General features: G+C 60.3%; 11 protein-coding genes and 1 tRNA gene. 6 read left to right on the forward strand and 6 right to left on the reverse strand.

The genetic code is table 11. The features are described from left to right. The 6 genes from tolB to FEM54_RS08370 form a co-directional block, all read left to right on the forward strand. Window positions 1–933, forward strand: a 933-nt coding sequence (tolB, locus tag FEM54_RS08345; protein WP_138450394.1) for a Tol-Pal system beta propeller repeat protein TolB, incomplete at its 5' end; no start/stop codon positions are given. A gap of 55 nt (window positions 934–988) precedes the next feature. Beyond that, window positions 989–1,489: a peptidoglycan-associated lipoprotein Pal gene (gene pal, locus FEM54_RS08350; RefSeq protein WP_003193861.1), complete on the forward strand. Its 501-nt coding sequence runs from the start codon at window positions 989–991 to the stop codon at window positions 1,487–1,489. 6 nt (window positions 1,490–1,495) lie between these two features. Next, window positions 1,496–2,329 carry a tol-pal system protein YbgF gene (gene ybgF / locus FEM54_RS08355; RefSeq protein WP_138450396.1) on the forward strand — a complete coding sequence of 278 codons (834 nt, stop codon included), beginning with the start codon at window positions 1,496–1,498 and terminating at the stop codon, window positions 2,327–2,329. A 164-nt stretch (window positions 2,330–2,493) separates the two neighbouring features. Further along, window positions 2,494–3,141, forward strand: coding sequence for a 7-carboxy-7-deazaguanine synthase QueE (gene queE / locus FEM54_RS08360; RefSeq protein WP_017139819.1), 648 nt, complete (start codon window positions 2,494–2,496; stop codon window positions 3,139–3,141). 1 nt (window position 3,142) lies between these two features. Beyond that, window positions 3,143–3,820 (forward strand): 7-cyano-7-deazaguanine synthase QueC, encoded by a 678-nt coding sequence (queC, locus tag FEM54_RS08365; RefSeq protein WP_099549396.1) that lies wholly within the window; start codon window positions 3,143–3,145, stop codon window positions 3,818–3,820. A 63-nt stretch (window positions 3,821–3,883) separates the two neighbouring features. Beyond that, window positions 3,884–3,959 (forward strand) — tRNA-Lys (locus tag FEM54_RS08370). A 118-nt stretch (window positions 3,960–4,077) separates the two neighbouring features. Here FEM54_RS08370 and pstB read toward each other — a convergent pair. The 6 genes from pstB to FEM54_RS08400 form a co-directional block, all read right to left on the reverse strand. Next, window positions 4,078–4,857: a phosphate ABC transporter ATP-binding protein PstB gene (pstB, locus tag FEM54_RS08375; protein WP_017139133.1), complete on the reverse strand. Its 780-nt coding sequence runs from the start codon at window positions 4,855–4,857 to the stop codon at window positions 4,078–4,080. After that, window positions 4,857–5,729 (reverse strand): phosphate ABC transporter permease PstA, encoded by an 873-nt coding sequence (gene pstA, locus FEM54_RS08380; protein ID WP_138450398.1) that lies wholly within the window; start codon window positions 5,727–5,729, stop codon window positions 4,857–4,859. The genes pstB and pstA overlap by 1 nt, the downstream gene beginning before the upstream one ends. Then, a complete protein-coding gene (pstC, locus tag FEM54_RS08385; RefSeq protein ID WP_017139135.1) occupies window positions 5,726–6,721 on the reverse strand; it encodes a phosphate ABC transporter permease subunit PstC in 996 nt (331 codons plus the stop codon). The genes pstA and pstC overlap by 4 nt, the downstream gene beginning before the upstream one ends. Window positions 6,722–6,776: 55 nt before the next feature. Beyond that, window positions 6,777–7,793: a phosphate ABC transporter substrate-binding protein PstS gene (pstS, locus tag FEM54_RS08390; protein WP_017139136.1), complete on the reverse strand. Its 1,017-nt coding sequence runs from the start codon at window positions 7,791–7,793 to the stop codon at window positions 6,777–6,779. Between the two features lie 172 nt (window positions 7,794–7,965). After that, window positions 7,966–12,885 carry a hemagglutinin repeat-containing protein gene (locus FEM54_RS08395; RefSeq protein ID WP_138450400.1) on the reverse strand — a complete coding sequence of 1,640 codons (4,920 nt, stop codon included), beginning with the start codon at window positions 12,883–12,885 and terminating at the stop codon, window positions 7,966–7,968. Window positions 12,886–13,018: 133 nt separating this feature from the next. Beyond that, window positions 13,019–14,734 (reverse strand): ShlB/FhaC/HecB family hemolysin secretion/activation protein, encoded by a 1,716-nt coding sequence (locus FEM54_RS08400; protein ID WP_138450401.1) that lies wholly within the window; start codon window positions 14,732–14,734, stop codon window positions 13,019–13,021. Between the last annotated feature and the right edge of the window lie 172 nt (window positions 14,735–14,906).

Consider the following 14,906-nt stretch of genomic DNA (forward strand, 5'->3'; position numbering starts at 1 on the left):
GAGCAGCAGGTCTTGACCGGCAGCGTATCGGGCACCGCCGAACAACTGCGGGACATGGCGCACTACATCTCGGACCAGTCGTTTGAAAAACTCACCGGTATCAAGGGTGCGTTCTCGACACGTCTGCTTTATGTAACGGCTGAGCGTTTCTCCGTAGACAACACGCGTTACACCTTGCAGCGTTCGGACTACGACGGCGCCCGCGCCGTGACCTTGCTGCAGTCGCGTGAGCCAATCCTGTCGCCGCGCTTCGCGCCGGACGGCAAGCGTATTGCCTATGTGTCGTTCGAACAGCGCCGCCCGCGCATTTTCGTGCAGCACATCGATACGGGTCGTCGTGAGCAGATCACCAACTTTGAAGGCCTCAACGGTGCCCCTGCGTGGTCGCCGGATGGTTCGCGCCTGGCGTTCGTACTGTCCAAGGACGGCAACCCGGACATTTACGTGATGAACATGGCTTCGCGCCAGATCAGCCGTGTAACCAGTGGCCCGGGCATCAATACCGAACCTTTCTGGGGTAAGGATGGTTCGACCATCTACTTCACCTCCGACCGTGGCGGCAAGCCTCAAATCTACAAAACAAGCGTAGGTGGCGGTGGCGCGGAACGCGTGACCTTTATTGGTAACTACAATGCCAACCCTAAGCTTTCGGCCGATGAAAAGACGTTGGTGATGATTCACCGTCAGGATGGTTTCACTAATTTCCGGGTTGCGGCCCAGGATTTGCAGCGTGGAACGGTAAAAATCCTCACAGATACCAACCTTGATGAGTCAGCCACTGTTGCGCCCAACGGCACCATGGTAATCTACGCCACCCGCCAGCAGGGCCGGGGAGTCTTGATGCTCGTGTCCATTAATGGACGCGTAAGGCTCCCGCTTCCTACCGCACAAGGCGAAGTCAGAGAACCATCCTGGTCCCCTTACCTGAACTGACGCGGCGCTACAAAAAGAATTGCTTAACACACTGGGGTTCATTAGGAGTTTCACGATGGAAATGCTGAAGTTTGGTAAGTTTGCTGCTCTGGCTCTGGCTCTGTCCGTAGCCGTTGGTTGCTCGTCTAAAGGCGGCGACAATGCCGGTGAAGGCGCAGCTGTTGATCCAAACGCTGGTTACGGCGCTAACACTGGTGCAGTTGACGGCTCCCTGAGCGAAGAAGCTGCTCTGCGCGCTATCACCACTTTCTACTTCGAATACGACAGTTCTGACCTGAAGCCAGAAGCCATGCGCGCTCTGGACGTTCACGCGAAGGACCTGAAAGCTAACGGCGCTCGCGTTGTTCTGGAAGGTAACACTGACGCCCGTGGTACTCGTGAGTACAACATGGCACTGGGCGAGCGTCGTGCGAAAGCCGTTCAACGCTACCTGGTACTGCAAGGTGTTGCTCCAGGCCAACTGGAACTGGTTTCCTACGGTAAAGAGCGTCCAGTTGCAACTGGCAACGACGAACAGTCGTGGGCTCAAAACCGTCGCGTCGAACTGCGTAAGTAATTCGTCATGCGAACGTGCCGTCGTGCTCTAACTGTATTGGCTCTCAGCCTCGCACCGCTTGCGGTGTGGGCTGCGGTTCCTGTGGAAGATAGCAACTCTGGCTATAACAATAGCGGGAGCAGTTATCCGCCAGCGGGTTATGGCACGAACGGCGCCTATGCTGGGGGACCGGCAACTGCCGCTCCCTCGGCACAGGGCGAACTGTTCAACCAGCTGCAACGTATGCAGGATCAATTGTCGCAGCAACAAGGCACCATTGAGATCTTGCAGAACCAAGTGAACCAGCTGAAGCAAGAAGGCCTGGAGCGTTACCAGGATCTTGATCGACGCATTGGAGCCGGCGTAACACCTGCCGCAACTCCTGATAATTCTTCTGCCGGTGGCGCGCCAAGCGCTGCCGCCGGTGGTGCAGCAGCAGGCGCAGCGGCTAGCCAAGCGCCTACTGCCAGCAGCGAACCGGGTGATCCGGCCAAGGAAAAGCTGTATTACGACGCAGCTTTTGACCTGATCAAAGCCAAGGATTTCGATAAGGCCAGCCAGGCCTTTACCGCATTCCTGCGCAAATACCCTAACAGCCAATACGCGGGCAATGCCCAGTACTGGCTGGGTGAGGTGAACCTGGCAAAGGGTGATTTGCAAGCGGCAGGCCAGGCATTTGCCAAGGTCAGCCAGCTGTACCCAAAGCATGCCAAGGTGCCTGACTCGCTGTATAAACTGGCTGATGTAGAACGCCGCCTGGGTCACACCGACAAGGTCAAAGGCATTTTGCAACAGGTGGTTGCCCAATATCCGGGTACCTCCGCAGCCCAGTTGGCCCAGCGGGATCTGCAGCGCTTGTAAGCGATGCAACCCGTTTAGAAGAAACCCGCGCCTGGCGCGGGTTTTTTCGTTAGAATCCACGCCCTTTTATGAAACACGCTTTTTGGGGCCTACGCGTTGGCGGGGTTCCTTGAAGTGCCTGACGGAGGCGGACAGCCTGTTTAGCTGTTACGCCCGTGGCGACTATGCAAGACACATTACGTATTACCGAAGTTTTTTACTCGTTACAGGGTGAAACGCGTACCGCTGGCCTGCCTACCGTATTTGTACGGTTGACCGGCTGCCCGTTGCGTTGCCAATACTGTGACAGCGCCTACGCCTTCAGCGGTGGCACCGTGCGCACCCTCGACGACATCATCGAGCAGGTTGCCGGCTTCAAGCCGCGCTACGTCTGTGTGACCGGTGGTGAGCCCCTGGCCCAGCCGAATGCCATCCCGTTGCTCAAGCGGCTGTGTGACGCTGGCTATGAGGTTTCACTGGAAACCAGCGGCGCCCTGGATATCTCCGCGGTTGACGCGCGCGTGAGCCGGGTGGTCGACCTCAAGACCCCGGGCTCCAAGGAAGCGCACCGCAACCTCTACGACAACATGGATTTGCTGACGGCCAACGATCAGGTCAAGTTCGTGATTTGTTCGCGGGATGACTATGACTGGGCGGCCTCCAAGCTGATCCAGTACAACCTCGACCGCCGTGCCGGCGAGGTGTTGTTCTCGCCGAGCCACCATGACCTCAACGCCCGCGACCTGGCCGATTGGGTCGTGGCGGACAACCTGCCGGTGCGCCTGCAATTGCAGTTGCACAAATACCTGTGGAACGACGAGCCGGGGCGCTGACATGACCGAGCAAAAGCGCGCGGTCATCCTGCTCTCTGGCGGTCTGGATTCCGCCACGCTGGTGGCCATGGTCCGCGCCCAAGGCTACAGCTGCTACACCCTGAGTTTCGACTACGGCCAACGCCACCGCGCCGAGCTGCACGCCGCCGAGCGTGTTGCCCGTGAGCTGGGCGTGGTCGAGCACAAGGTGATCGGCCTCAACCTCAACGGCATCGGCGGCTCGGCCCTGACGGACAGCAGCATCAATGTGCCTGAAGCGCCCAGCGAAGGCATTCCGTTGACCTACGTGCCGGCGCGCAACACCGTATTCCTGTCCCTCGCGCTTGGCTGGGCCGAAGTATTGAAAGCCCGCGACATCTTCATTGGCGTTAATGCCCTCGACTACAACGGCTACCCGGACTGCCGTCCGGAATACGTCGAGGCATTCGAACGCATGGCCAACCTGGCGACCAAGGCCGGAGTGGAAGGGCAGGGATTCCGCATTCAGGCGCCGCTGCAGAACATGAGCAAGGCAGACATCGTGAAGGCTGGCGTAGGACTGGGCGTCGATTACGCGCTGACAGTTTCCTGCTACCAGGCAGACGATTCCGGTCGTGCCTGTGGGAAATGTGACGCTTGCAGACTGCGAGCAGAAGGCTTCAAAAACGCCGCAATTGCGGACCCAACGCGTTATTTCTGATTTATTTAAAATAAGGTGTTGAATAATCCTTAGAAATCAGTATTATACGCGCCACCACACAGCGGGTCGTTAGCTCAGTTGGTAGAGCAGTTGGCTTTTAACCAATTGGTCGTAGGTTCGAATCCCACACGACCCACCATTTTTGGCGGTTTAGAAAATCCGGAAGGCCCACGCAAGTGAGGATTTCCGGGTTTTTTTTTGCCTGCAATTTGGCGCTGGTAAAAAACCGCCTCCAAGAGACGGCTCGTTGTCCGGCCTTAGCCAAACCGCCCCGTAATATAGTCCTCCGTCTGCTTCATCTTCGGCGTGGTAAAGATCTGATCGGTCTTGCCATGCTCAATCAATTCCCCCATGAACATAAACGCGGTGCTGTCCGACACCCGCGCGGCCTGCTGCATGTTGTGGGTCACGATGATCACCGTGTACTGCGCCTTCAATTCCGTAATCAACTGTTCGATACGCCCGGTGGAAATCGGGTCGAGGGCGGAGGTTGGTTCGTCCAGTAGCAGCACCTGCGGGCGCAGCGCGATGGTGCGGGCGATGCACAGCCGTTGTTGCTGGCCGCCGGAGAGGCTCTGGGCGCTCTGGTTGAGTTTGTCTTTGACTTCATCCCACAGCGCACCGCCGCGCAGGGCCTGTTCGACGCGGTCGTTCATTTCGCGGCGCGAGAGTTTTTCGTGGTGACGCACCGCGTAGGCGATGTTGTCGTAGATCGACATCGGAAACGGCACCGGCTTCTGGAACACCATGCCTACGTGGCTGCGCAGGCGGTTCATCGAGTAGCCGGGCGCGAGGATGTTTTCGCCGTTGAGCAGCACTTCGCCGCGCGCTTCCTGCTTGGGGTACATCGAGTAGATGCGGTTGAACACCCGCAGCATGGTGGACTTGCCGCAGCCCGAAGGCCCGATGATGGCGGTAATGCGCTTTTCCGGAATATCCATGTTGATGGATTTGAGCGAGCGTTGGTTGTTGTAGAAGAACTCCAACCCACGCACCTGGATTTTGGTTTTGTCGGGAGCAATGCCGGTGGCGTCCATCAGTGAGACCTATTGCGTAAAAGAATCAGGCGGGATGCCAGGCTGAGTACCAGCACGAACAACGTCAGGACCAATGCGCCGGCCCAGGCAAGTGCATGCCAGTCGTCGAACGGGCTCATGGCGTATTGAAAAATAACCACGGGCACGCTGGCGATCGGCTTGAGCAGGTTGCTGCTCCAGAACTGATTGCCAAAGGCGGTGAACAGCAGCGGCGCGGTTTCCCCGGTGATGCGCGCCAGGGCAAGCAGAATGCCGGTGACTACGCCGGCCTTGGCCGCCCGCAGCACGATTTGCAGCGTCAGCTTCCACTGCGGTACACCGAGTGCCAGGGCCGCCTCGCGCATGGTGGAGGGTTGTAGCTGGAGCATTTCATCGGTGGTGCGCACCACCACCGGAATCACCAGCAGCGCCAGCGCCAGCGCACCGGCGATGGCAGAGAAGCCGACCTGATGATTGGTCAGCAGGTTCAGCGGCAGGATGACCCCGGTGTAGATGAACAAACCCAGCACAATCGAGGGGGCGGACAGCAGGATGTCATTGATGAAACGCACCGTAGTCCCCAGGCGCGAGTGGCGTGCGAACTCTGCCAGCCAGATGCCGGCCATCAGCCCGATGGGCGTACCGATCAGCAACGCGATAGCCGACATCAACGCGCTGCCATAAAACGCATTGGCCAGGCCGCCCTCGGTGCCGGGCGGTGGGGTCATCTGGGTAAACAGGCGCAGGTTCAGGGCCTGGAACCCGTTGATAATGGTGGTCAGCAGAATCCACGTCAGCCACAGCAAGCCAAAGGCGGTGGCGCCGCAACTGAGGAGCATGGCCACGCCATTTTTAACGGCGCGTTTGCGGTACAGGCGTTCGTTGGCGTTCATAGCCCTTCCTTGCGCGACAGACGCATCAGCAGCAGCCGCGCCAGCGCGAGCACGACGAAGGTCACGATAAACAGCAGGAAACCCAAGGCGATCAGCGCAGAGCGATGCAGGTCGGTGTAGGCCTCGCTGAATTCGTTGGCGATGACCGAGGCGATGGAACTGCTGGGCATCAGCAACGAGGCGGAAAACTGTTGTGCGTTACCCAATACGAAGGTCACCGCCATGGTCTCGCCAAGGGCGCGGCCCAGGCCGAGGAAGATACCGCCGACCACCGCCGAGCGGGTGTAAGGCAGAACAATGTCCCACACCACTTCCCACGTCGTGCTGCCCAAGGCGTAGGCGGATTCTTTCAACTGCGTGGGCACGCTGCGAAACACCTCATGCATCACCGAGGTGATAAACGGCATGATCATCACCGCCAGCACAATGCCGGCGGTGAGCATGCCGATTCCCAGTGGCGGCCCCTGGAACAGCGAGCCAACAAAGGGCAGGGCGCCCAGGTAGTCATTGATCAACGGCGACAGGTGTTCGGCCATGAAAGGCCCGAACACAAACAAACCCCACATGCCATAGATGATCGACGGGATACCGGCCAGCAGCTCAATCGCCGAGGCCACCGGCATTTTCAGCCAGGGCGGTGCAACTTCAGTCAGAAAAATCGCGATGCCGAAACTCACCGGAACGGCAATCAGCAAGGCGAGAAAGGAGGTGACCAAGGTGCCGTAAATCGGCACCACGGCACCAAAGTGGTTATTGACGGCATCCCACTCGGTGCTGGTGATGAAACCGAAACCAAACGTCTTGAACGCCAGCCCGCCGCCCCACAGGGTCGAGGCGGCAATGGCGCCCAGCAGCGCCAGTACCAGCATGGCGGCACCGAACATCGAGCGTTTGAACCACAGGTCGTGGCGTTGATCGCGGGCGGCGCGGCGGTCGCCCCCGGTGTCGCTCGCGTGAGTAGTCATAACCAGGGTGTGGACCGTGTCGTTCATATCAGAGGTGCTCAGCGCCTTCCTCAGTTATCGAGGAAGGCGGTCGTAGGGCGAATCAGTGGGCGAAGTCAGACTTCCAGTAATCTTCGATTCGCGACACCAGGGAGCCCGGCAATGCGACGTAGTCCAGGGCCGCAGCCTGTTCCTGGCCTTTTTCCAGCGACCACTTGAAGAAGTTGAACGCCGCCTGGCTTTGCTCGGCATTCTTGGGCTGCTTGTACATGATGATCCAGGTGGTGGCCGTGATCGGCCATGCGCCTTCACCTGGGGCGTTGGTCATGATCAGGTTGAAGTCTTTGGCACTGGCCCAGTCGGCGGTGTCGGCGGCGGCCTGGAACGCCTTGGCGTTAGGCTCGACGAACTTGCCGGACGCGTTCTTCAGTGAGGCAAAGGTCATTTTGTTCTGCAGGGCGTAGGCGTATTCCACAAAGCCGATCGAGTTCTTGATCTGCTTCACGTAGGCCGAAACGCCTTCGTTGCCCTTGCCGCCCACACCGACCGGCCACGGTACGGTGGTGCCGAAACCAATCTTGGTTTTCCAGCTGTCGCTGACTTTGGCCAGGTAGTTGGTGAAGTTATACGAGGTGCCGGAGCCGTCCGAACGGTGCACCACGGTGATGTTTGCGCTTGGCAACTTCACACCAGGGTTGAGCGCGGCGATGGCAGGGTCGTTCCAGGCCTTGATGTCACCGAGGAAGATCTTTGCCAGGGTGTCGCCGTCGAGTTTCAGCTGGCCTGCGGCCACGCCTTCGACGTTCATCACCGGCACGATGCCGCCGATCACGCTGGGAAACTGACCCAGGCCGCCGGCTTTGAGATCGTCGGCCGACAGTGGTGCGTCAGAGGCGCCGAAGTCAACGGTGGCTGCCTTGATCTGGGCGATGCCGCCGCCGGAGCCGATCGACTGATAGTTGATGCGGTTGCTGGAGTTCTTGCTGTAGTCCTGCGACCACTTGGACAGCACCGGGTAGACGAAGCTGGAGCCGGCACCGGTAACGTCGGTGGCGTGGGCCATGCCGCTCAGGCACAGGGCGCTCAACAATACAGACAGACTTTTTTTAGTCGGCAACATCACGACAACACCTCAAGGTAAGGGGTAAGTGGGTAGGCCCACCTGTCTAAGACGTGACGATTTAATTCCTGATATGTTGCTGTTTAATGACGGTTTGGCTTTATGAAGAAACATTTAGAAATGTTTGCCTGGGTGGCAGCGAGCATGGCTGCTGTCACCCAGGCGATGCTACTTAGCTGCCTTTCTGGTCAATCCCCGCCTGTAATTCCTGCTGGTCACTGTGCCCGCCGACCCGCAGCGGCCCAAGGTTGAAAGCCTGATCCTTGCGTGTGGCGTCGTCCTGTTTCTGGGTCAGTTCGTCCTTGGCGCCCAGCGCCAGGTTGACCGGCGATTTCGACAGGTTCAGCCCGACATCGGCGCGATAGTCGCTGCCTGCCAACGTCGTCGCCGTCACTTTGGAACCGCCCAACTCAACCTTGCCGCTTTCGGCGCTGATCCGCGCGCCAGTCAGCCGTGTGTCGCCAGCCACTTCAAGGTTTACGCCCTGAGCACCGCGAATGCCCGAGGCCTGATTAACGCTGTCTTTCACCACGTGGCTGACGTCCAGGTTCAGCGTCGGCGTGTAGCTGGTGTTGCCGCTCTTGTCACCGAACAGTACGTTTTGCGCGGTATCGGCCACCTTGCTGCCGGCGGTGTCCTTGCCGCTGACGGTGTAGCTGTCGCTGGTTTTTGGCCAGACTTTGTCCTTGAAGCTGGACAGGCGCGTGCCCAGTGCATCTTTCTTGTCCGCGAGGTAGGTCTTGGCCTGGTCCACGCGGGTGCCAAAGGCGCCACGGGGTTCAGGATTCACCTCGTAGCTGCCACTGCGGCTGAGCTTTTCGCCCAGGCGCTCCTTGGCGTTGATCACGCTGTCCTTGGCCGAAGCGAGGTGCTCGGTGCCTTTGTCGACGGCGTTTTCCAACTTCTCCCGATGCTTGTCGAACGCGCCCTCGGCCTTGGCTTGCACCTTGTCCTTGAGCGGGCCGGTGGTCTTGGCGAGCTTGTTGACCACGCCGGGTTGGTTTTTTTCGACATCAAGCTTGGCGTCGACGTTGACCTTAGTGCTGCTGACGTGATCTTTGCGGCTCTCGACCACAAGATCCCCGCCGACGTTGCCGCTGACCTGATCCGCCTCTATCCGCGCACCCGCCAGATGGGTATCACCGGCACTGTTGATGGCTACGCTATCGGCCTTGATCAGGCTGTCGTGCTGGGTGGTGCCTTGCACGTGGTCCACATCGACCTTGGCGCGGGCATTGATGCCCAGCTGGGTCTTGGGTGTGTCGTGTTCACCGGCGTCGCCCCGTGTTGTTTTACCGCCGCTGCCACCCGCGCCGAGGGTCACGCCCCAGCTGTTGTGAGCCTGGGTGGATTGCGCCGACTCTTGCAGGATGCCGCCGTTTTGCGCATCGAGGGTGACCGTTTTGGCGGCAATCTGCGTACCTTGCAGATGGAGATCATCGGCGCTGGAGAGGCTCACGTTGCCCTTGCTGTGCAACAGCCCGACAACCACGCCCTGATCGTTTTCCGCCACCTTGCCGATATTGAAGTTGGCACTCAGGCTGCCAGTCTTGGCGCTGCTGTCGGCGCCACTGGTTTTTCCGGCACCGACGCTCAGGCCGCCGCCGAGGTTGCTGCCATTGCTGACATGCGTATTGGTGGCCGCTTGCAGGTCCAGCTTGCCGCCGGCATTCAGGCTGATATCACCGTTGCTGGCGATCTGCGTGCCTTGCAGGGTCATGTCGGCGCCGCTGCTGAGCTGAATCGGTCCGCTGCCTTGAAGCGTCGCGACCCGCGCCTGGCTGTCTTGGGTGGCCAGCTGCTTGTTATCCAGTTGCACACCAGCACCGAGGTTGACGTTGGTACCGTTGGTGCCCGGTGCGGTGCCCACGGTCAATGAACCATTACCGCGCAGGCTGTTGCTGGTTGTGCTTTGCGTGTCGCTGGCCTGATCAAGCGCCAACTCGCCACCGGCCTTGAGGTTGACGCCCGCCTGGCCACCGTTGAACTGGCTGCCCGCGTAACGCGCATCGGCCTTGGCCGTGATGTTCACGCCCTGAGTGCCCGCGTAGCTGCCGACCACCGCCGTGCTGCTGGCTTCGCGCACATCGCTGCTGCCGCCTGCGCCGCTGCCGCGCACGTTCACGTCTTCACCGGTGGTGGTGTAGACCCGCACGCCTGCCTTGGCGTCCACGCTTTGTTCGCTGCTGCTGTGGGTGTTGGCTGCGGCGCTGGCGATATGCTCGCCGGCATCGATCTTCAGCCCGCCATCGGTGGCGCGGTACTGAGTGCCTTCATCCTGCAACTTACCGGCGACATCGACCTGCACCGTGGCGCCACTGAACTGGCTGACCACCGCCGTGCTGTCCTGCTGGGTGCGGGTCTTGTTGGTGTGACCGACTTCCACGTCCAGCCCGACATTCGGCTGCTCGAAAGCATCGAGCAAACCGGGTTGATGGAATTTGGCCTGGGCCACACCTTCGACGGCTTTTTCGATTGGTCGGGTGATGCCTTTGTATTCGACATTGACGCCGACATCGGCGGTCCAACCGTTTTCCTTGTGGGTACTGGTCTGGCTGTTGTGCGCCGCCTGGTTATCGACGGTGCCGGCGTTGACCTGCAATTCGGAGCCTGCCTTGACCTGCGCGCCCTGGCTGGTGAGGGTGTTGCCGGCGTTGATGGTCAGTTTGCCAGCCGCTGCCACGTTGCTGGTTTGCGCGGTGGTGTTGCTGCTGTTGTCGTGGCTGCTTTGATGGCTGAACTGTGCGCCGTTGCCAGCCTTGTCCAGACCGCCGGTGTAGTACACGCCACCGCCGGTGGTGGTTTTGTCGGTGGTGTTGCGCGTGCTGTTATCGGTCGCCAGCAACTCGACGTTTTTGCCGCTCAAAATTGCATCGCCCTGGGTGGCTTGGACGCCGGAACCCTTGATGCTCACATTGCCATCGGCGGTGACCGCCACGTTGGCGCCGCTGAGGCTGGAAGCTTGTTGTTTTGTGGTGTCGGTCTTGCTGGTTTGCTGCTGGTCCTCAAAGCTCACGCCAGCGCGGTACTGGCGGGTGCCTTCGGCGTTTTCCTTGGCGTAGCCATCGAAACCACGGGTGTGAGTGGTGGTGGTGTCGTGTGTGGTGTTGTCAGCCGAAGCGATCTTGATATCGCCCTTGGCGTCCGCCTGTAATTTACCGGCGGCCGAGACCTGAGAGCCACTGACTTGAATGTCCTTGGCGCTTTGCAGCTTGAGGTTGCTGTCCGAGCGCAGGTTGCTGGCCACGACAGTGCTGTCCTTGAGTTGCTTGCGGCTTTCATCCTTGGAAATGCCGAAGAACTTGCTGTCGTTGCTGTAGCTATTGTCGTGGGAGGTGTCTTTTACGCCGTCGATCACCAGCGAGCCTTTGTCGCTGATCACGCTGGCCTGCTTGCCGCCACGCGCCTGGCTGCCGCTGATGCGCACGTCGTCGGCCTTGACGAGCAGTTTGCCGTCGGCGTTGACCTTGCTGCCGGTGTTCAAGGTTTTGCCCTTGTCGCCGTCGCCGCTCTTGCCAAAGAAGCTGCCGCCGGTCAGGTCGCCGGAGTAAGCGTTGTCGCGGCTTACCTGGGTGCGGCTGGCGCTGCTGATCTCCACTTGGCGGCCGGCCAATTGAATATCGCCGGGTGTTTTCAGTTCGGCGCCTTGCAATTGCAGTTTCTGCTGGCTGGTCAGCTCCAGCGTTTTGCCGGCCTTGAGGCTGCTGGTGACGCTGCGTTGCTCGCTGGAAGATTTATCCCAGTTGGCTTTCCACAGATGTTTGCGATGGTTGCCCTGATCGCGGGTTTCATGGGTTTCAGTCGCGGCGTTCACCAGCAGGTCGGCGCCGCTGTTGACACGTAAGGCATTGCCCGCTTCGACTTGGCTGGCCTTGATCTCGGCCTTGGCGCCGGAAGACAGCGTTGCATCCTGCTGCGCTACGACCTTGTTACCGTGCTGGCGCGAGTCTTTATCAGTGGTGGCGCGGTCGTAGGTTTCGTAGGTGAACAGGAAGTTGCTGTTGTCCCACTGTTCACGTTTTTCCTGGAGTTTGCGGCTTTCCAGGCTACTGAGGGTCAGGTTGCGACCGGCGTCGAGCTTGACGTTGCGCCCACTGACGTCGGTGGCGGCCAGGTTCAAATCCTTGGCGCTGTGCAAGTCCACATCGCCATGCTGGCTTCGCACACCGGCACGGGTGGCGTCCAGGCTGTTGGCGTGGACCTGGCCGCCGATGTCGAGGTCGCCGGCCGAGCTGACGTTGACCCCGTCACGACCTTCTACCTGCACCGCGCCTACGCGCACGCCAGCACCTTCGGCCGTGCTGATGATGTTGATGCGTCCGGCCTGCATCGCCCCAAACAGGCTGGCGTCGATGCGCTGGTCCTGGGTCTTGCTGGCCGGGTCGACCTGGCGCACTTGCCCACTGGCGAAGTCGACCTGGTTGCGGCCTGCGGTGAGGTTCAGTTGATCGCGGGCACTCAAGCGCCCGTCGCTGTCGATGCGCGGCGCGATCAGGTTGATCGAGCCCGCACGGTTTTGCAGGCCCTGGCCGTGCACTGTCAGTTGGCCGCTTGCGTCGCGGGTGTTCAAGGCTTGTAGCTTGCCGTCATTGAGTTCGGGGCGGCCCACCACCAGGTTGGCGTTCGGGGTGTTGATGAAGCTCCCGCCATTCACCGAAATACCGTTGGGGTTGGCCAACACATAATCGGCCGCCTTACCGAAAATCTCTTGGGCGCCGTTTAAGGTCGAGGCGTTGCGGCTGATCACTTCGTTGAGGATCACGCTCGCCGCCTGGCCCTGGAACTGCGGGTTCGCCGCCAGTTGCCCGGCGAGTTGCGACTGGCCGGCCTGCAGGGCGTTGTTCAGCACCACGCCCTGACGGTCGACGTTGTAGTCCAGGAACTGGTTATGGGACAGGCCGCCGGCATTCGGCGCGACGATATTGACGATGGGCACGCCCTGCTGGTTTTGCAGTTGCGGTATCCCGCCAGGCCCTTCGACCACGGTGATGCCGGCGGCCAGTACCAGCTGCGGCAGCAGGAACAGGCTGGCGATGGCCCAGCGCAGTTTGCCCTGGGGTGAAAGGTGAAACGTGTGGGTGTCAGTCGGCATAAGTAAGTTCGCTCTATGTTGGCTGAGCCGCCTCGTGCGTTGTTCGTTGCAACGCTACTGGGGTGGTCAGGTACGGCGGTTGTTTCAGGCTAATCGGGTGTTGGTTTAAATCTGCACACTCATATCTGCACGCTCATATCTGCAAGCTAAGGCGCGTCAGCCAGACCTCCGGCTCCTGGCCAAAGCCTGTTGGCGTGTGCAAATTGCGTTGGTAATCGACGTCGAGCTGCACGTTCTTCCAGCTCAGGTTGAGCCCGGCACTCGCGCCGCTCAGGCGTTGGCCCGGGGCGCCGTGTTCGCGCTTGACCCAACCGTTGTCCAGGCCCAGGCGCGGGGTGATTTTTACCGGAAGGTCGCTGTTGAGCGGCAGGCGCAAGGTGTTGCGCCACACCGCACCGATGGCGCCCGAGGCACTGTTTTCGCGGTAGCCACGCACAGCCGAATCGTCGGTGCCCAGCAGTTGCTCAATGGCAGGCAAACGGTCCGGGCTGTATTGCGCAGACAGCTGGCTCTGCCACTGCCAGGGTTGCGTGCGCCATTGGCCGTTGCGCCATTGAGTGAGGTTGGCGCGGTATTTGTGAAACTGCGCCTGGGGCAGGTTTTTCTGTACTTGGTCAGCGTCGCGATCAGCGCCGAACCAGGTCAGGCCCTGGGCGTAATTGACGTCCAGGTTCCACACCGCGCTGTTGAGCCAGAACAGGTTCAAACCGGCCTCGGCCACGCTCAGCGTTGGGCTCTGGATGCCCAAGCGGACCTTTTGCAGGTAGCTGTCGACGTCCTTGTAGGCCAGTTGCAGGTTGGCGCTGAGTTGATGGCCCTGGTCGCGCCACAACACGCGGTCGGTGCGCAGGCTGATCTGATCGGTACGGCCGCTGTTGTACAGCATGGTGTTGCTGACCTTGAGCGGTGAGCGGTATTCGGCATGGCTGGCGAACAGGCTGTAGGTCCAGTAGCCGTAGGGGATCGAATAAAACAGGCTGTTGCTGCGGCTGTAACGCGGGCCGTGGTTGAGCGTGTCGCTGAAGCTCAGGTTGAGTGAATCGTTGAGCTGCAGCGGGCTGTCCAGGCTCAGGCTGATGGCGTTGCGATCACGCCCGGTGCCGGCGCTGCCAAGGTTATCCACTCCCAGGCCCAACCCCCAACGTGAGGCGCTACTGCGCGAACGCAGGATGATGCGCGAGGCACCAGGTTCACGGCCAGGGGCGATATCCGCGGTGAGGTCCACCGAGCGCAGGCGGTTGAGCTGGTCCAGGCCTTGCTCCAGGTCGCGCAGGTTCAGTGGCTTGCCGAGCAGCCCGGGGAAGGCGCCGGCCAGGGACACGGGCAAGCTTTGGTCGGCCAGTTCGATGGCTTCCAGGTAGCCTTCTTCGACATGGATATCCAGCGGTTGCCCGGCAGCCGGGGTGCTGATCAGGTACGGGCGGCTGGCGATATAACCGGCCTCGACGTACAGGCGAGTGATCTCGGCCAGCAGGCGGTTGATCTGGGTGACGCCCATGCACGGGGCGACATAGGGCTCGATGTGTTTATTCATCTCGGCCCTGCTGAACAGCGTGACACCGGCCAGGCGTGTGCCGCTCAGCGGCCAGCAGCGTTCATCTTTGACATTGTCTGCTGGCACAGTGGGGGCGGCCGTCGGTGTGCCGAAGCTGCCTTTCTGGAGCTGGCGCTGGCGTTGCTCCAGCTGTAATTGCTGCAGGTCGCGCTGCTGTTGTTGCTGCAAACGCAGGGCTTCCTGGCCTGGCTGCGGGCCGTCGGCGGCGGACGCGGGCAGCGCGCACACGCAGAGCAGGGCGATACCCAATGGGTGGAGATTGCACAAGCGTTTGAGTGAGGGCAGGTTCGGCACTCGACATCCTTAACGTAGAAATACACACGATTCATGCCCCGGAGCCAAACCGTGAGCTCGGGGGGCTTGCCGCTCTTGAGTCATGATTAAACGGATTGTTACATCGTCTGTAGGATTTATTACATAAAACGTGAGGAATGCCGCGTTATTCAGCAAATAATTGCACAAAATC

Origin of the sequence: Pseudomonas edaphica (assembly GCF_005863185.1) — a bacterium.
Lineage (GTDB): Bacteria > Pseudomonadota > Gammaproteobacteria > Pseudomonadales > Pseudomonadaceae > Aquipseudomonas > Aquipseudomonas edaphica.